At 70.8% G+C, this 17,989-nt stretch carries 13 protein-coding genes and 1 pseudogene; 7 read left to right on the top strand and 7 right to left on the bottom strand.

The features are described 5' to 3' along the window. Positions 1 to 73: 73 nt before the first annotated feature. Entirely contained in the window at positions 74 to 202 is a 129-nt protein-coding gene (locus ACHFGS_RS08660) for a hypothetical protein (RefSeq protein WP_394278880.1), read from the bottom strand. Here ACHFGS_RS08660 and ACHFGS_RS08655 point away from each other — a divergent pair. From ACHFGS_RS08655 to ACHFGS_RS08645, 3 genes are all read left to right on the top strand, one after another. Next, positions 201 to 1,865, top strand: a complete 1,665-nt coding sequence (locus ACHFGS_RS08655) for an ABC-F family ATP-binding cassette domain-containing protein (RefSeq protein ID WP_394278881.1) — start codon at positions 201 to 203, stop codon at positions 1,863 to 1,865. The genes ACHFGS_RS08660 and ACHFGS_RS08655 overlap by 2 nt on opposite strands. 72 nt (positions 1,866 to 1,937) lie before the next feature. Beyond that, positions 1,938 to 6,689, top strand: coding sequence for a DEAD/DEAH box helicase (locus tag ACHFGS_RS08650; RefSeq protein ID WP_394278882.1), 4,752 nt, complete (start codon positions 1,938 to 1,940; stop codon positions 6,687 to 6,689). Continuing rightward, positions 6,682 to 7,455: a DNA-formamidopyrimidine glycosylase family protein gene (locus ACHFGS_RS08645; protein ID WP_394278883.1), complete on the top strand. Its 774-nt coding sequence runs from the start codon at positions 6,682 to 6,684 to the stop codon at positions 7,453 to 7,455. Before ACHFGS_RS08650 ends, ACHFGS_RS08645 begins: the two co-directional genes overlap by 8 nt. Before the next feature lie 13 nt (positions 7,456 to 7,468). Here the strand turns inward: ACHFGS_RS08645 and ACHFGS_RS08640 are convergent, their stop codons facing one another. After that, on the bottom strand, positions 7,469 to 7,762 hold the full coding sequence (locus tag ACHFGS_RS08640; RefSeq protein WP_394289368.1) for a putative quinol monooxygenase: 294 nt from the start codon (positions 7,760 to 7,762) through the stop codon (positions 7,469 to 7,471). 1 nt (position 7,763) lies between these two features. Continuing rightward, on the bottom strand, positions 7,764 to 8,477 hold the full coding sequence (locus tag ACHFGS_RS08635; RefSeq protein WP_394278885.1) for a YitT family protein: 714 nt from the start codon (positions 8,475 to 8,477) through the stop codon (positions 7,764 to 7,766). A gap of 97 nt (positions 8,478 to 8,574) precedes the next feature. Here ACHFGS_RS08635 and ACHFGS_RS08630 point away from each other — a divergent pair, with 97 nt between their 5' ends. From ACHFGS_RS08630 to ACHFGS_RS08615, 4 genes are all read left to right on the top strand, one after another. Next, positions 8,575 to 8,982: a transferase gene (locus tag ACHFGS_RS08630; RefSeq protein ID WP_394278886.1), complete on the top strand. Its 408-nt coding sequence runs from the start codon at positions 8,575 to 8,577 to the stop codon at positions 8,980 to 8,982. Between the two features lie 62 nt (positions 8,983 to 9,044). Next, the gene (locus ACHFGS_RS08625) at positions 9,045 to 9,593 is read left to right on the top strand and encodes a thermonuclease family protein (RefSeq protein ID WP_394278887.1); all 549 of its coding nucleotides are present in this window, start codon (positions 9,045 to 9,047) and stop codon (positions 9,591 to 9,593) included. Between the two features lie 38 nt (positions 9,594 to 9,631). Next, complete coding sequence (locus tag ACHFGS_RS08620) at positions 9,632 to 10,390, top strand: LysR substrate-binding domain-containing protein (protein WP_394278888.1); 759 nt, start codon at positions 9,632 to 9,634, stop codon at positions 10,388 to 10,390. A gap of 42 nt (positions 10,391 to 10,432) precedes the next feature. Then, complete coding sequence (locus ACHFGS_RS08615) at positions 10,433 to 11,158, top strand: GMP synthase (RefSeq protein ID WP_394278889.1); 726 nt, start codon at positions 10,433 to 10,435, stop codon at positions 11,156 to 11,158. 139 nt (positions 11,159 to 11,297) lie between these two features. Here ACHFGS_RS08615 and ACHFGS_RS08610 read toward each other — a convergent pair whose 3' ends face one another. From ACHFGS_RS08610 to glgX, 4 genes and pseudogenes are all read right to left on the bottom strand, one after another. Next, positions 11,298 to 12,119, bottom strand: a complete 822-nt coding sequence (locus tag ACHFGS_RS08610) for a tryptophan-rich sensory protein (RefSeq protein ID WP_394278890.1) — start codon at positions 12,117 to 12,119, stop codon at positions 11,298 to 11,300. 83 nt (positions 12,120 to 12,202) lie between these two features. Next, positions 12,203 to 13,918: a malto-oligosyltrehalose trehalohydrolase gene (gene treZ, locus ACHFGS_RS08605; RefSeq protein ID WP_394278891.1), complete on the bottom strand. Its 1,716-nt coding sequence runs from the start codon at positions 13,916 to 13,918 to the stop codon at positions 12,203 to 12,205. Beyond that, entirely contained in the window at positions 13,918 to 16,269 is a 2,352-nt protein-coding gene (treY, locus tag ACHFGS_RS08600; RefSeq protein ID WP_394278892.1) for a malto-oligosyltrehalose synthase, read from the bottom strand. Before treY ends, treZ begins: the two co-directional genes overlap by 1 nt. Before the next feature lie 31 nt (positions 16,270 to 16,300). Then, positions 16,301 to 17,989 (bottom strand): annotated as a pseudogene (gene glgX, locus ACHFGS_RS08595) (glycogen debranching protein GlgX); the annotation flags it as partial.

Here is a 17,989-nt window from a genome sequence, read left to right as displayed (position 1 = left end):
ACGCGATCGCGCTGTGATCCCGCGCTGACCCGTCGACCCTCCTCGAGGACGAATCCGACGGTCCGCCCGGTGATCAGATCACCGACCAGCGCGGACCGTCGCCCTTCGACGCAGCACCTCGGTGCTGCCCGGACGCATCGAGCGCTGCGTCGCGGATCGTGGGCACACGCGTCTGCGCACCCTGAACACGGGAGGCGCTCATGCCCCATACCCTCACCTCCGCGGTCACCCTCGACCGCCTGTCCTTCACCTGGCCCGACGGGTCCGTCGCGCTCAGCGACGTGTCGGGCGCCTTCGGCGTGCGCCGCACCGGCCTCGTCGGTCGCAACGGATCGGGGAAATCCACCCTGCTGGCCCTCATCGCCGGCGGACTGCAACCGACGTCGGGCACCATCTCGACGAGCGGGCGCGTCGATCTGCTGCCGCAGCAGCTGACCCTCGACACGGGGCGCCGCGTCGCCGAGCTCCTCGGCGTCGCACGTGCGCTCGACGCGGTCCGTGCGATCGAGCGCGGCGACACGGACGAGCGCCACTTCGACGCGGTCGGCGACGACTGGGACGTCGAGGCGCGGGCGCGCGCGGAACTCGCGGAGGTCGGCCTCCCGGCCGATGCGCTGGACCGCCGCGTCGGTGAGCTCTCAGGTGGGGAGGCCGTGCTCACCGCACTCATCGGCATCCGACTGCGCGGCGCCGAGATCGCCCTCCTCGACGAGCCGACAAACAACCTCGACCGCGACGCCCGCGCACGCGTCCGCGAGCTGGTGCGCGGCTGGCGCGGCACGCTGATCGTCGTGAGCCACGACACCGCGCTCCTGGAGGATCTCGACGACACCGCCGAGCTGTACGGCAGCGACCTCTCTGTCTTCGGCGGTCCCTATTCGCAGTGGCGCGCCTGGCTCGACACCGAGCAGGCCGCGGCCGCCCAGGCGGAAGCGGCCGCGCGACAGCTCCTTAAACGGGAGAAACGCGATCGGCAGCAGGTGGAATCTGCGATCGCCACCCGGAATGCGCAAGGCAAGAAGGCCGCCTTCGAGCGGTCGGCACCGCGCATCGTGCTCGGCGCCAAGAAGCGTGCCGCGCAGGTGACCGCGGGTCGGCTGCGCGTGGAGGCGAACGAGAAGGTGGATGCCGCGCGCGCAGCCGTCGACACCGCCGGTCGGCGGGTGCGCGACGATGACGCGGTGCGGATCGATCTGCCCGACCCCGAGGTCGGGTCGGGTCGCCGCATCGCCACCCTCGGCGACGGCGAGCGCTCGTGGGTGCTGCAGGGCCCGGAGCGCGTCGCACTGATCGGCCCGAACGGGGCCGGCAAGACGACGCTGCTGGACCGGCTCGTCGCGTCGGCGGGGGGTGCGGACGATGCGCCGAATGCAGGTCCAGCCGGGGCTGGGGCCGCCGCGGGGCGGCCAGACCGCGCGATTTCCCTGCACTCGGCACACGCCGTCGCGCATACCGACCGGATCGGGTACCTCTCGCAGAGGGTCGACGGGCTCGACGACGGCGCATCGGTGCTGGCGAACATCCGGGCGTCGGCACCGGGTGTCGGCGATGTCGAGCTGCGGAACCGGCTGGCGAGGTTCCTCGTGCGCGGCGACGCCGTGCACCGGCCCGTGTCGGCGCTCTCCGGGGGCGAGCGCTTCCGGGTGGCGTTGGCGCAGCTGCTGTTGGCGGAGCCGGCGCCGCACCTGCTGGTGCTCGACGAGCCGACGAACAACCTCGACATCGACACCGTTGACCAGCTCGTCGAGGCGATCGCGGCCTACCGGGGTGCGGTTCTGGTCGTCAGCCACGACGACGTCTTCCTGGCACGGATCGACCCGAACCTGACCCTGGAGTTGCGGGACGGGGTGATGACAGAGGTGTGAACCGGATGCCGCGGTGGTGTGCGGCCGCGCAACCCCCACCGCGATGTCGGAGGTTCGCGCGATGATGGTCGGATGTCGGACGTGCTCGAACGGTTCAGCCCTGCGACGCAGGACTGGTTCCGCAGCGCCTTCGCGGCGCCGACGAACGCGCAGGCGGGCGCCTGGCAGACGATCTCGGCGGGCAAGCACGCTCTCGTCGTCGCACCGACCGGATCGGGCAAGACCCTCTCCGCGTTCCTCTGGGCGCTCGACCGCATCTTCCGAGACAAGGCGAACGAGCCCGCCCCCACGACAGAAAAGAAGAAGAAGCGGGCGGATGCCGGCGCCCCCAGCACCCGTGTCCTCTACGTCTCTCCCCTGAAGGCCCTGGGCGTCGACGTCGAGCGCAACCTCCGGTCGCCGCTCGTCGGGATCGGCCAGTCCGCCCGGCGGCTGGGCCTGCCGGCGCCGGACGTGTCGGTCGGGGTGCGCTCGGGCGACACCCCGTCCGCAGATCGTCGGCGGCTGCTCGCCGACCCGCCCGACATTCTCATCACGACTCCCGAGTCGCTGTACCTCATGCTGACCTCGCAGGCGGCGGAGACGCTGCGCGGCATCCACACCGTCATCGTCGATGAGGTGCACGCCGTCGCGGCCACGAAGCGCGGCGCCCACCTTGCCGTGAGTCTGGAGCGCCTCGACGCGCTGCTCGACACACCGGCGCAGCGCATCGGCCTGTCGGCGACCGTGCGCCCGATCGACGAGGTCGCGCGGTTCCTCGGCGGCGCGGCTCCCGTCGAGATCGTCGCCCCGAAGGCGAGCAAGGCATTCGACCTCTCTGTCGTCGTCCCGATCGACGACCTGACGAACCCGCCGCCTCCCCCGGGTACGGAGGACCTCCGCGCGGCGCCCGACCCGGATGACGACGACGGGGATGGCGGCGACTGGTACACCCCGCCGCAGTCGTCGGAGATGACCGGATCGGTGTGGCCGCACGTCGAAGAGGCGATCGTCGACCGCATCCTCGCCCACCGCTCCACGATCGTGTTCTCCAACTCCCGCCGGCTCGCCGAGCGCCTGACGGGGCGACTGAATGAGATCTACGCGGAGCGGGTCGGCATCGACGTCCCCGAGCAGACGGTGCCGGCCGCCATGATGGCGCAGGCCGGGGCTTCGGCAGGCGTCGAGGCCATCCTCGCGAAGGCTCACCACGGCTCGGTGTCGAAGGAGCAGCGCGCGCAGGTCGAGGACGAGCTGAAGTCCGGCGCCCTCCGATGCGTCGTCGCGACGAGCAGTCTCGAACTCGGCATCGACATGGGCGCCGTCGACCTCGTCATCCAGGTCGAGGCGCCGCCCTCAGCGGCATCCGGCCTGCAACGCGTCGGCCGCGCAGGGCACCAGGTCGGCGAGGTCAGCCGCGCCGCGCTCTTCCCGAAGCACCGCGGTGACGTCCTGCACACCGCAGTCGTCACCGAGCGGATGCTGGCGGGTCAGATCGAGGCGATCTCGGTGCCACAGAATCCGCTCGACATCCTCGCGCAGCAGACCATCGCCGCGTCGGCCGTCGCCGTGCTCGATGTGGAGGGCTGGTACGAGACCGTCAAGCGCTCCGCGCCGTTCCGATCGCTGCCGCGGTCGGCGTACGAGGCGACCCTCGACCTCCTCGCCGGCCGCTACCCGTCCGACGCGTTCGCCGAGCTGCGCCCCCGCGTCGTGTGGGATCGGGATGTCGGCACCATCACCGGCCGGCCCGGCGCGCAGCGCATCGCGGTCACCAGCGGCGGCACGATCCCCGACCGGGGCCTGTTCGGCGTCTTCATCTCCGGCGAGAGCCGCAACGCGCGGGTCGGCGAGCTCGACGAGGAGATGGTCTACGAGTCACGGGTCGGCGACGTGTTCACCCTCGGCACCACGAGCTGGCGCATCGTCGAGATCACCCACGACCGCGTCAACGTGCTGCCGGCCTACGGCCAGCCCGGCAAACTGCCGTTCTGGCACGGCGAAGGTCTCGGGCGGCCCGCCGAGCTCGGTGAGGCGCTCGGGAAGTTCTCGCGGGAGCTGTCGACGGCGAAGCCCGAGAAGGCCACCGCGCGCCTGCGCGAATCCGGCCTCGACGACAACGCGATCGGCAACCTCCTCGCGTACATCGGCGAGCAGCAAGAGGCCACCGGAAGCCTCCCGACCGACAAGTCCCTGACGGTCGAGCGCTCTCGAGACGAGGTCGGCGACTGGCGCGTCATCCTGCATTCCCCGTACGGCATGCATGTGCACGCGCCGTGGGCGCTCGCCGTGAACGCACGCATCCGCGAGCGGCTGGGGGTCGAGGGGGCCGCCGTCGCGAGCGACGACGGCATCATCGCGCGCGTGCCCGACACCGACGCTGAACCGCCCGGAGCCGAGCTGTTCGTCTTCGACCCCGACGAGCTCGAACAGCTCGTCACCTCCGAGGTGGGAGGATCGGCGCTCTTCGCCTCACGCTTCCGCGAGTGCGCCGCCCGCGCCCTGCTCCTCCCCCGCCTCAACCCCAACAAACGCTCCCCGCTGTGGCAGCAGCGGCAGCGATCCGCGCAATTGCTCGAGGTTGCGAAGGAACACCCGACGTTCCCGATCATCCTCGAGACGCTCCGCGAGGTGCTCCAGGACGTCTACGACCTCCCGGCCCTGCTCCGCATCGCACGGAGCATCGGCGACCGCCGGATCCGTCTCGTCGAGACGACGACGAGCTCGCCGTCACCGTACGCACGCGACCTGCTGTTCGGATATGTCGGGGCGTTCATGTACGAGGGCGACTCGCCGCTCGCAGAGCGACGAGCGGCGGCTCTCTCGGTCGACCCGTCGCTGCTGAGCGAGCTGCTCGGCAAGATCGAGATGCGCGAGCTGCTCGATCCCGGCGTGATCGCACAGTACGAGCGCGAGCTCCAGCGGCTCGATCCGACCCGACGCGTCCGCGGAATCGAGGGTGTGGCCGATCTGCTGCGCCTGCTCGGACCGCTGTCCGCGGAGGAGGTCGCCGAGCGGCTCGACGGTGCACGCACCGACGCCGAGGCCTCGAATGTGCCCGAGACAGCGGCCGAAGGTACTGCCGAGACAGCCGCTGAAGGCGAGCCGACGCGCAGCGCCGCGAGCGCGACCGTGGCCGAGGCCACCGAGCTGCTCGATGCGCTCATCGACGCACGCCGCGCGATCCGGGTCACGATCGGCGGCGCAGCGCGCGTCGCGGCGATCGAGGACGCCGGCCGCCTGCGCGATGCGCTCGGCGCGGCGTTGCCCGTCGGCATCCCGACCGCCTTCCTCGAACCCGTCGCCGATCCCCTCGCCGACCTGGTCGCCCGTCACGCCCGCACCCACGGGCCGTTCCGCACCTCCGACGTCGCGTCGCGTCTCGGGATCGGCGGGGCCGTCGCACGCCAGACGCTGCAGCGGCTTGAAGCGCAGGGACGACTCGCGAGCGGGTTCTTCCTGCCGGCTGAATCCGCGACAGCCGACGACCTGGAATGGTGCGACAGCGAGGTGCTCCGCCGCATCCGCATGCGCTCGCTCGCCGCCATCCGCGGCAGCGTCGAGCCGGTCGCGCCCGAAGCCCTGGGGAGGTTCCTGCCGGTCTGGCAACACCTCACCCGGCCTCTCGAAGGGATCGACGGCGTACTCGCCGTCGTCGAGCAGCTCGCCGGTGTGCCGTTGCCCGCCAGCGCATGGGAGTCGCTGATCCTCCCGTCGCGGGTGCGCGACTACTCCCCCGCCCTCCTCGACGAGCTCACCGCGACCGGCGAGGTGCTCTGGTCGGGCCACGGCTCCCTGCCCGGTCGCGACGGGTGGATCGCGCTCCATCCGGCGGATGCCGCACCCCTCACCCTCCAGCACCCCGAGGATGAGCCCACCCCCTTCGAGCAGAATGTCCTCGACGCCCTGGCCGCCGGCGGCGCATACTTCGCGGCGCAGCTCGTCGGCATGGTGGCGGCCGATACCGAGCAGTCCGTCATCGACGCGCTCTGGAACCTGACCTGGTCGGGGCGAGTCACCAACGACACCTTCGCGCCGGTGCGGAGCCTGCTGGGCGGCGGATCGCAGGCGCACCGGGTCACGCGGCGCACGCCGCGCACCCGGATGTTCCGCGGCACCCCGCTCGCGGCCACCGGCCGCACCGCCCCGCAGCGTCCGCCACTCGTCGGCGGCCGCTGGTCGCTGCTACCCGCGCCGGACGACGACGCCACCCTCCGTGCCACCGCGTCGGCGAGCCTGCTGCTCGAACGCTACGGCGTCGTTACCCGCGGGTCGGTGCAGGCCGAGGGCGTCCCGGGCGGGTTCGCGCAGGTGTACCGCATCCTCGCCGGCTTCGAGGACGCCGGTCACTGTCGTCGCGGGTACTTCGTCGAGAAGCTCGGCGCCGCGCAGTTCGCCACCTCGGCGACGGTCGACCGACTCCGCGAGTTCGCCTCCGTCCCCGAGCCCGCGCCGCTGACGGCGCGGACACTCGCGGCGACTGATCCGGCGAACCCGTACGGTGCGGCGCTGAACTGGCCCTCGCTCGAGGGCGTCACCCACCGACCGGGCCGGAAGGCGGGGGGCCTCGTCGTCCTCGTCGACGGCGCGCTCGTCCTGTACCTGGAGCGCGGCGGGCGCACCGCGCTTGTCTTCACCGAGGCGGAGGATGTCCTGGCGGCCGCCGCGCGGAGCCTGGTCGAGACGGTGAGGACGCACCGCCTCGACACCCTCACCATCGAGCAGGTGAGCGGCACGTTCGTCTACTCCCACCCGGCGGGTCGGGCGTTGCGCGACGCGGGCTTCGTCGAATCCCCGAAGGGGCTCACGCTGCGTCGCGGGTCGCGGGAACCGCAGCATGCCTGAGGGCGACACCGTCTTCCGGGCGGCCCGTCGGCTCGACGAGGCACTCGCCGGCCACGAGGTCACGCGCTTCGAGATCCGCGTACCCCGCAGCGCCGTCGCCGACCTTCGGGGACAGACCGTCCACGGCGTCGTCCCTCGCGGCAAGCACCTCCTGATGCGGATCGGCGACCAGACCCTGCACTCCCATCTGAAGATGGAGGGCCGCTGGCACGTCTACCGGCCGGGACAGCGCTGGCGGGCGCCCGCGCACCAGGCCCGCGCGATCGTGGGAACGAAGCCGGCCGACGCGGTCGGATTCGAACTCGCGATGGTAGAAGTCCTGCCCACGGCCGACGAAGCACGGGTCGTGGGACACCTCGGCCCCGATCCGCTCGCCGCAGACTGGGACCCCTCAGACGCGGCAGCCCGCGTCACGGCGGACCACCGCGCCATCCACGTCGCCCTCCTCGACCAGCGCAATGTCGCCGGCTTCGGCAACGAGTACGCGAACGAGCTGCTCTTCGTGCGCGGCATCCGCCCCACCGCCCTGGCCGCAGAGGTCGACGTCGCCGGGCTGATCGAGACCGGCGCACGCATGATCCAGGCGAACCGCGATCGCCAGGGGCGCACCTTCACCGGCGACAACCGGCCGGGGCAGCAGACCTGGGTCTACCGCCGCGAGGGCAAGCCCTGCCGGCGCTGCGGCGCTCTGATCCGCGGGTCGGAACTCGGCTCGCGCGCCACGAGCGAGCGGATCATCTTCTGGTGCCCGGTCTGTCAGCCGTGACGTCTCTCGGAGCTCAGTCCGGCGAAAGACCCACGATGCGGTACCGGCGCTCCAGCCCCGCCGTCGCCCTGCCCCACTCGCTGTCGGACATGCGACGCTGATGCGCGCGGAACGCGGCTTCATCGACGAAGAGCTCCTCGACCGACCACGCCAGACCCCCGCCGAGCGGCGTGACCTCGAATCGCAGGCAGCCGGGTTCGGCGAGCGTCAACGCGACATGCTCGGCGAGGTGCCGGCGGACGACGTCGGCTTCCTCCTCCGACCGGCAGATGAGCCGACCGGTCAGACGCACGCCGCCGATATCCACGTCAGTGCCCGATGTAGCGGCCGGGCCGGTGGTTGAGGGCCAGGACGATGTTCAACACGACGGCTCCGGCCGCGCTCATCAGCACGTTCGGCCACGGGACGACGAGCAGGGCGAGCAGGATGATGAGGACATCGAAGACCATCATCGTCCACCCTACGCGGATGCCGGTGGCGTCGTGGATCACGAGAGCGACGACGTTGATGCCACCGAGGCTCGAGCCGTGACGGAACACGATCAGCAGGCCGACTCCCGCCAGGAGGTTGCCGGCGAGGGTGCCGAAGACGGGATCGATCGATTCGACCTGCAGGAGACGCTCGATCACGACCGAGAAGCCGGAGACGAGCGCGACGGAGACGGCGGTGCGCAGCGAGAACGCCCAGCCTCGCTTCCAGACGGCGAGCGCCGCGAAGGGCAGATTGACCACCGCGAACAGCGCCCAGAACGGCCACTCGACCGTATGGCCGAGCAGCAGCGAGAGTCCCGCCGTCCCTCCGGTGACCGCGACGCTGAGGCCGAGGAGAAACAGCCCGAGCGACACGGTGAACGTCCCGGTCAGCAAGCCCACCACGTCGTCGAGCAGGGTGTGCGGCGCCGCCTTCTGTTCGAAGACGAGAGACGGGCCCGTTTCGGGCGCGGCGACGTCGACGGCATCCCCCGCGGGGGAGAGATCCCCGGCCGCCGCGGGGTCGGAGCGCGGGTCTCGGGCGTCGGTCACCGAAACACCCTATATACCTCGCGGTCAACCCCGTGTTTCGGATCCATCTGAGGGAATGAAATGTACGTACGCGCGTTGTACCCGGCAAGGAGGTTCCGTGGGTAAGAACTACATCGACATCGAGAACGACCGAGGCGAGACGCTGCGCTACCGCAAGCATGCCAATGGACGGGGCTTGATCGCGAACGGCGCCAAGGTGCACCCGAGCGCGCTGGTCGAGGCAGGTGCTTACGTCGAACCGGGCGTTCAGATCGCGGCGGGCGCGTATATCGGCCGCGGCGTGTGGATCGAACCGGATGCCGTGATCGGCCCGAACGCCGAGATCGCCGCCCACGCGCACATCGGCCCCGGCGCGGCGATCGGCCCCGGCGCGAAGATCGGCGTCCGCACCTTCATCGGCGCGGGTGCCCGCGTGGCCGGTGAATCGCTCATCGGAGACGACGAGAGTGTCGGCGACGGCGAGCGGATCGCCACCGACCGACGTGGTCTGCGACTCGCGGCCTGACCCGCACCCGCATCGCCCGACCCGCGCCGGGAGCGTCGGACGCCCTCGTTAGTCTCGAGAGCGTGACCGGCACCCGACGCATCCTCATCGGCGCGCTCGGCGCAGCGATCCTCGTTCTGCTGTGGATCGCCGTCGCCGGTCGAGGCGGCGCAGCCGAGGTCAGCACGGTCCGTCCCGACCCGGCATCCGCGTTCACTGTCGACCACGTCGTCGACGGCGACACCATCCGCGCGACGCCCGCCGATGCGTCCGCCCGCGAGATCGCCGGAGTCGACGAATCCGTGCGGGTCCGCTTGATCGGCATCGACACACCCGAGATGCGGCCCGAACCCGAGTGCGGAGCGGATGCCGCGACCGAGCGGCTACAGAAGCTCCTCCCCGAAGGCGCCACCGTGTGGGCGGCGCCCGACCGCGACACGCATGACCGGTACGAACGACTGCTGCTGTATCTGTGGACCGAGGACGGCACGTTCGTCAACGAGACCCTCATCGTCGACGGCCACGCGTCCGCGCTGGAGGTCGCACCGAACGACACCTACGCCGAGCGGTTCGCCGCGGCGGAGGAGACCGCGCGCCGCGACGGCGCAGGTCGCTGGGGTGCGTGCGGCTGAGCCGGTGACCCCGGTCGATGCGGGACTACGCTGAACGCATGGCAGCGCGACGCGGAACGGGGAGCACGGGCGGCGCTCGGCGACCCGCCGCTTCCGCCCGCGGAGTAGCCAAGAAGCCGGGCAGACCGGCGGGCGCCGGGGCCGGGGCCGGGGCCGGACGGAAGCCTACGAGGAAGGCCGAGCCGCCTGCCGCCGACTCCCAGCCGACGGGTCCCCTCCGCCTCGGCGCGATCCCCGGCGCGACACCCGGTAAGTGGATCGACACGTGGAAGCAGCGGATGCCGCGGAACGACCTCGAGCTCACGCCGCTCGACGTGGCCACGCAGCGTGCGGCACTCACCACCGGCGAGGTGGACGCCGCCATCGTGCGCCTGCCGATCGACCGCGACGGACTCCACGTGATCTCGCTGTACGACGAGGTGCCGGTCGTCGTCTGCGCCGCCGACTCGCACCTCACCGCGGCTGAAGAGCTGACCGAGGCAGACCTGGTCGGGGAGGTCGTCATCACCCCGCTCGACGATGTGCTCGGCGCGACCGTCGCCGGCGCAGAGGAGCCGCGGTTCGCGGCTCCCGCCACCACCGCAGACGCCATCGCGACCGCGGCCACCGGTGTCGGGGTCGTGATCGTTCCGATGTCGCTGGCCCGGCTCCACCACCGGAAGGACGTCGACTACCGTCCGCTCGTGGGAGGCCCGGCATCCACCGTCGCGTTCGCCTGGCCCGCGGAGGGGGCAAGCGACCTGGTCGACGTCTTCATCGGGATCGTGCGCGGCCGCACCGCGAACTCGTCACGCTGACACACCACATCACAGGCGGAGGCCGCCTTCTAGACTGGTGAGATGGCTCCGCTTGTCTACCTCTGCGTGCGTCCGCAGGTGGACGCAGCCGACGGTGAGTACGCGTCCTTCTTGAACGCCACCGGCCTCGACGAATCAGGGTTGGAGCGGTGGAGTCTCGCCGACGAGCCGCTGCCGGCCGACGCGTTCACGCGGTGGCGGGGTTTCGTCGCCGGCGGAAGCCCCTTCAACACGACCGAGCCGGATGCCGCGAAGTCGCCGTCGCAGCGACAGATCGAAGCCGCGCTGACCACCATCGCGCGCGCCGCGGCCGCGGGTGAGACGACGGCGCTGTTCACGTGCTTCGGCATCGGCGTCGCGACCCACGCCCTGGGCGGCGAGGTGTCGCTCGACTACCCGGAGGGCACCGGGCCCACCGGCATCCACCTGACCGACGCCGGGCGAGAGGACGCGCTGTTCGGCGTTCTGCCCGACACGTTCACGGCTCTCACCGCGCACAAGGAGGGCACTGCCCGACTGCCCGAGGGCGCGGTGCTGCTCGCGACCAACGATGCCTGCCCCGTCCAGGCGTATCGAGTCGGCACGTCGCTCTACGCGACGCAGTTCCATCCTGAGCCCACCGCGGTCGCCTTCACCGAGCGGATGACGATCTACCGGAACCACGGCTACTTCGAAGCGAGCGAGTACGACGCCGTCGCCGCGCGCGTGCTGGCCGCCGACCTCGACGAGCCCCAGCGCCTGCTGCGCACCTTCGCCGAGCAGTTCTGACCCCGAGCAGTTCTGACCGCGAGGGTCGCGCGCCGGCCTTCAGGTGTCCCTTCGCGCCGCCACCCAGCGCGCGAAGCGGCTCCACCTGCCACGCGAAACGGGCTCAGCGCTTCACACGGCCTCAGCGCTTCACAGGGCCTCAGCGCTTCGCGAAGGTGAGCTCGCCTCGGCGACCCGTGGTCCAGAGGATCAGCGGCACGAGGACGACGATCGCGGCCGCGACCCAGGCGGTGATCGCGATGGGCATCGACTCGGGCTCGCCGCTCGACCGGCCGACGCCGATCCACAGCAGGCCCCAGGCAGAGGCGACCGCAGGGGTGAGTCGTCCGCCCGTGAAGTAGGCGGTCGCGGCGGCGATGAGGACGACCACCACGATCACGGCGATGCCCCACGCGTCCGCGACCTCGCCCCACGACTCCGGCGCAACCTCCGCCGTCAGCCAGGCGGTCGTGTTGGCGACGGTCGCGAGGGTCACCCAGCCGAGGTGAAGGCCGACGGTCACATCGGTGAAGAGCGACTCGGCCCACGTCCGCGGCGGGTTCAGCACCAGCAGCCGGATGGTCGCGCCGAGCGCGATGAGCAGCAGGACGATCGTCACGACGGTCAGCCCGAGCGTCGTGTACTGCGCGGCCAGCAGCCACGTGCCGTTGAGGACGGCCGTCAGCGCGATCGGATAGCCGACCTTCCGCTGCCGGTCACTCGCCCGCTGCGACGGCAGCGCCTGCCAGACCGTGTAGACGATCATGAAGAAGTAGATGACGCTCCAGATCGAGAACGCCGAGCTCGCCGGCGCGAGCACGGTCGCCTCCGCTGACAGCGCCCCGCCCTGCAGGTCCTGCACGGGCGTGCCGCCGAGCACACCGGCGCCGAACATCGCCGCGATGATCATGAAGACCACCGCCGAGATGACGATGACCTGACGGGTGATGTCAGAAGACGTGGATGCCGCGCGCGAACTCATTATGCCCTCCACGGTATGCGGGCTCGGCACCCGCGTCAGCACCGTTGACAACCCCGGCGCGGGCCCCTAGCCGCCGGGTCCGTTCAGCCGACGACGATCGCGGATTCCGGAGCGAGACGCAGCATCTCTCCCACCGGCTCCGGCTGGCGGGTGGCGATCCAGACGTCGCCGCCGGGAACCTCCCACGGCTCGTCCGAGAGGTTGACGAGCACGCGGGCGTCGCCGCGGCGGAGGATGTAGCGCCGCCCCGGTTTGTCGAGGACCACCTCGGCGTCCCGCGACCCCGCGCGCGGATCGGTCAGCTCGCTGCGCTCGCGCCGCAACCGGGCCAGACTCCGATACAGGTCCAGCAGACGGCCGTGCTCACCCTGCTCCCGCTCGTCCCAATCGAGCTTCGACCGCTCGAAGGTCGCCGGATCATTGGGCAGCGGCACGATCGACTCGTCCCAGCCCATCTTCACGAACTCGGCGATGCGCCCCTTCGCGGTCGCCTCGGCGAGCTCCGGCTCGGGGTGCGAGGTGAAGAACTGCCAGGGCGTCAACGCGCCCCACTCCTCCCCCATGAACAGCATGGGCGTGCCCGGCGCGGTCAGCGTGAGCACCGCGGCGATCGCGAGCCGGTCAGTCGACAGGGTGGCGCTCAGCCGGTCGCCGGCGGCCCGGTTGCCGATCTGGTCGTGGTCCTGCGCATACGTCACCAGGCGCCAGGATGCCGCGGACGCGGGCACCGGCTTGCCGTGATCGCGCTCCCGGAAAGACGAATACGAGCCGTCGTGATAGAAGCCGCTCGTCCACACCTTCGGCAGTGCTTGCGGGTCGGCGAAGTCCTCGTAGTAGCCGACCGTCTCCCCGGTCAGCGCGACGTGCACGGCATGGTGCCAGTCGTCCGACCACTGCGCCGCGAGCCCGTAGCCCCCGGCTTCACGCGGCAGGAACATGACCGGGTCGTTCAGATCGCTCTCCGCGATCAACGTCAACGGCCGCCCGACGTGCGCGCTGAGCGCATCGGCGCCCTCGGCGATCTCCTGCAGGATGTGCACCGGCTGCGCTCCGGATTCGTGCAGGGCGTGCACGGCGTCGAGCCGCAATCCGTCGACGTGGTAATCCCGCAGCCACATCATCGCGTTCTCGACGATGAACGCGCGCACGGCCTGCTCGTCGAGGTTGAGGCTGTCCCCCCACGCGTTGCGCGACCCGTCCCGCAGGTACGGACCGAACTCGGGCAGGTAGTTCCCGCTCGGTCCGAGGTGGTTGTAGACGACGTCCTGGATGACCGCGAGGCCCGCCGCGTGCGCGGCATCCACGAACCGCTGATAGGAGGCCGGGCCGCCATAGGTCTCCTGCACGGCGTACCAGAGCACGCCGTCGTAGCCCCAGTTGTGGGTGCCGTTGAAGGCGTTCACCGGCAGCAGCTCGATGTGGGTCACCCCGAGCTCGACGAGGTGGTCGAACCGCTCGATCGCGGCATCCAGCGTCCCCTCCGGTGTGAAGGTGCCGAGGTGCAGTTCGTAAATGAGCCCGCCGGCGAGCTGGCGTCCGGTCCAGCCGGCGTCGGTCCAGGGGAAGGATGCCGGGTCGTACCACGCCGACGCCGCATGCACGCCCCGGGGCTGACGGCGCGAGCGCGGGTCGGGTCGCACGCTCTCGGTGTCGCCGAGAACGAACCCGTATTCGTCACCGTCCGCGAGTTCGACGTCGGCGCGCCACCAGCCGTCCGCCGCCGCGTGCAGGGCGACGTCCTCCTGCCCGGGGCGACGGAGCCGCACCCGCTCCTGACGCGGAGCCCACACCTCGACCATCAGACATTCCCTTCCTGGATCTCGTCGACCGGCACGAGCAGGGCCACCGGGTAGGTCTCCAGCAGCTCCGCCATCCGCACCGCGGTGCCCTCGAAACGACGCCCGGTCAGGACGTCCACCGTCGGACCGGAGTGTCGCAGCAACAGCGTGTCGCCCCAGCCGCCGCGAGCGGCGAGCCCCACGGGCAGACGAGTGGCCACGGCGACCGCGCCGCCGCGGTCGAACGCGACGGCATGCTCTTCGGCCGAACCGACGACGGTCATCGGCGTGTACCGCGTGAACAGCTCGGGCTGGTCGCGGCGCAGCCGCAGGGCCCTCGATGTCACCAGGAGCTTGACGGCGCCAGACGCGTCGATCTCCGGCATCCATCCCTCATCGAGACGGGCCAGCAGGCGCCGCCGCTCCTCGAAATCGACCTCGCGACGGTTGTCGGGATCGACGAGGCTGTGGTCCCAGAGCTCCGTGCCCTGATACACGTCGGGGACGCCGGGGCCAGCGATCTGCAGCAGCTTCATCGACAGCGAGTTCGACCGGCCGTGCGGGGTGATCTCTTCGACGAACGCTTCCACGATCCGGCGGGCATCGCCGAACGCGGCATCCACCATCGCATGCATCCGCTCCTCGAACGCCTCGTCAGGAGAGGTCCAGGTCGTGCTCACCCCCGCCTCGCGCGACGCCTTCTCGGCGTACGCGTGCAGTCGCTCGCGGCTCGCGGGCCACGCCCCGACGATCGCCTGCCAGAGCAGGTTGTCGAGCGGGCCGTCGTCCGTCGACGCGGCGGCGCGGAGCTCGCCCAGCACCTCGGCCCAACGCTCCGGCAGCTCCGAGAGCACCGCGAGCCGGGCCCGCACGTCTTCGCTCCGCTTCGTGTCGTGCGTCGACAGCGCCGTCATCGCCTTCGGCCACGTCGCCTGGCGACGAGCGGATGCCGCGTGGAACGCGTCGATGCCGGCAGTCCAGCGGTGGGGGTCGCCGCCCACCTCGGTCAGCGAAGTGAGACGCGTCCACCGGTAGAACGTGGTGTCCTCGACGCCCTTGGCCATGACGGGGCCCGTGAGCTGCATGAAGCGGCGGGTGAACTCCCCCTCCGGGGAGGCGGCCAGGTGAGCCGCGATCGTCCGGAACTCCGGAGCGAGTTCAGGCCGGCGTTCGGTCGCCGTGAACACCGCGTCCGCCACGTGGTCCGCTCCCGCCGGGAGGTAGGCGCGGTACACCGGGAACGCGGCAAGCATCTCGGCGAGCGCGTCCTCCCACCCCTCGTCTGTCGCCCCGCCTCGGTCAGCGGGAGCGACGAGGTTCGTCAGCCGCAGCAGTTCCGCGCGGAGTCCGCCCGTCGCCCACGCCAGCTTCGCCTCGTGAACGACATCCTCGTAGTCCGGCTGGTCGCCGCCGCGCAAGTGCGCGTCGAGACGCGCCAACCGCTCTTCACCGGCCGGATCGGTCAGCACCCAGTCGAGAGCGGCCATCGCGTCGTACCCGGTCGTGCCGTCGGTCGCCCACCAGGCGGGAAGGTCTTCGCCGTGCTCGAGGATCTTCTCGACCAGCACATACGCGTCGCTCGTGGCGGCGGCCAGCAGGTCGAGGTAGCCGCCGGGATTGGCCAGACCGTCGGGGTGATCCACGCGCAGGCCGTCCGCGAGTCCCTCGCGGATCCAGCGGATGATCTCGACGTGGGTGGCGTCGAAGACCGCCGGGTCTTCGACGCGGACACCGGCGAGGGTCGTCACCGCGAAGAACCGCCGATAGTTCAGTTCGGCATCGCGCCGCCAGAACAGCAGCTCGTAGTGCTGCCGCTCGAGCACCTCCGCAACAGACCCCTCCCCCGTCCCGTCGGCGAGCGGGAACTCATGGTCGAAGTAGCGCACGACACCGGCATCCGTGTCGATCGTGATCTCGCCGGCGTCGATGGCGACCTCGAGCTCACTGCCGAGGACGGGCAGTCGAACCCGTCCGCCGAGAGCCCAGTTGATGTCGAACGCGGCCGCGTTCGGCGACGCCTGCCCCTGCCGGAGCACGTCCCACCACCACGGGTTCTGCCTCGGATCGGAGACGCCCTGATGGTTCGGCACGATGTCCACGAGAACGCCGAGCCCCGCATCCCGCGCGGCTGCCGAGAAGCGATCGAGGCCCGCCGCGCCACCGCGCTCCGGGTCGATGGTCGTCGGATCGACGACGTCATAGCCGTGATCCGATCCGCTCGTCGCCGTGAGCAGGGGCGACAGGTACGCCCAGTCCACGCCGAGCTGTCGGAGGTAGTCCGTCAGCTCGGCGGCGGAGTTGAGGTCGAATCCGCGCCGGATCTGCAGCCGGTAGGTCGATACGGGCGCCGGGCGATGGGGTGAGCGGGTCACGGCATCCTTCTGTTCCGTCGAGAGTCGTCTGTCAGTGCGGGAGTTCGGCCGGAGGCGCCTGCGCAGGGATCACATCGATCGTTCCCGTGAGGGATGCGAGCGACGCCGCCACCGACGGATCCGACTCGACGACCTCGTCCTCGTGGTCACGCAGGACGACGAGGGCCTTCGCGCCGACCGTCACCGAGCCGCCCGGTTCAATCACGGGACTGTCGGCCGCACCGCCGGCCGTGTCGACCAGCACCTCCCAGCGCGGACTCGCCGTCGCGGTGGGGATGGTGAAGTCGACGGCCTCGTCGCCCGCGTTGAAGAAGACGAAGAAGTGCCGGTCGTGGATCTCCTGCCCGCGACGGTCGCGCTCGCGGATGCCGTCGCCGTTGAGGAACACGCCGACCGCGCGGCCGAAGCCGGAATCCCAGTCCTCGGGCTGCATCTCGGAGCCGTCGGGGCGGATCCACGCGATGTCGGGCAGCGGCGCGCCTTCTTCTCGGCGCACCGGGCGGCCGTCGAAGAAGCGCCGGCGTCGGAACGTCGGGTGGTCGCGACGCAGCCGGGCGAGCACGGAGGTGAACTCGACCAGCGGCTGGTCGACGGAGCTCCAGTCGATCCAGGTGATCTCGTTGTCCTGCGCGTAGCCGTTGTTGTTGCCGCCCTGGGTCCTGCCGAGCTCGTCGCCGTGCGAGATCATCGGTACGCCCTGGCTGAGGAGGAGCGTCGCGAGGAAGTTCCGCTGTTGCCGCGCCCGCACCCGCAGAATGTCTGGATCGTCAGTCGGTCCTTCGACGCCGTGGTTGTACGACCGGTTGTGCGACTCGCCGTCGTTGTTGTCTTCGCCGTTGGCCTCGTTGTGCTTCTCGTTGTACGAGACGAGATCGCGCAGTGTGAAGCCGTCGTGCGCCGTGACGAAGTTGATGGATGCCACCGGCCACCGCCCGTCCTGCTCGTACAGGTCCGCAGAGCCCGTCAGTCGCAGCGCGAACTCGCCGAGCGTGGACGGCTCGCCGCGCCAGAAGTCGCGGACGGTGTCGCGGTACTTGCCGTTCCACTCCGTCCATTGCGGCGGGAAGTTGCCGACCTGGTAGCCGCCGGGGCCGATGTCCCACGGCTCCGCGATGAGCTTGACCTGGCTGACCACCGGGTCCTGCTGCACCATCTCGAAGAAGGTCGAGAGCTTGTCGACGTCGTAGAACTCGCGGGCGAGGGTCGCCGCGAGGTCGAAGCGGAAACCATCGACGTGCATCTCGGTCACCCAGTAGCGCAGCGAGTCCATGAGCAACTGGAGCGCGTGCGGGTTGCCCGCGTTCAGGCTGTTGCCCGTGCCGGTGTAGTCCGTGTAGTACCGCTTGTCCTCTTCGAGCCGGTAGTACGCCTCGTTGTCGATCCCGCGCATGGAGAGCGTCGGCCCGAGGTGGTTGCCCTCAGCGGTGTGGTTGTAGACGACGTCGAGGATGACTTCGATGCCGGCCTCGTGGAGCGCGCGCACCATGGCGCGGAACTCCTGCACCTGCTGGCCGTCCTGGCCGCCGGCGGCATAGGCGTTGTGCGGTGCGAAGAATCCGAGGGTGTTGTAGCCCCAGTAGTTCGACAGGCCCTTGTCCTGCAGCACCGAGTCGTTGACGAATTGATGCACCGGCATCAGCTCCAGGGCCGTGACGCCGAGGCGCTGGAGATGCTCGATGACCGCCGGATGCGCGATGCCGGCGTAGGTGCCGCGCAGCTA

The sequence above is a fragment of the Microbacterium sp. genome (assembly GCF_043427715.1).
Classification (GTDB): Bacteria; Actinomycetota; Actinomycetes; order Actinomycetales; family Microbacteriaceae; genus Microbacterium.
Note: the sequence above shows the minus strand (reverse complement) of the source record. Positions and strands in the feature narration are given on the sequence as shown.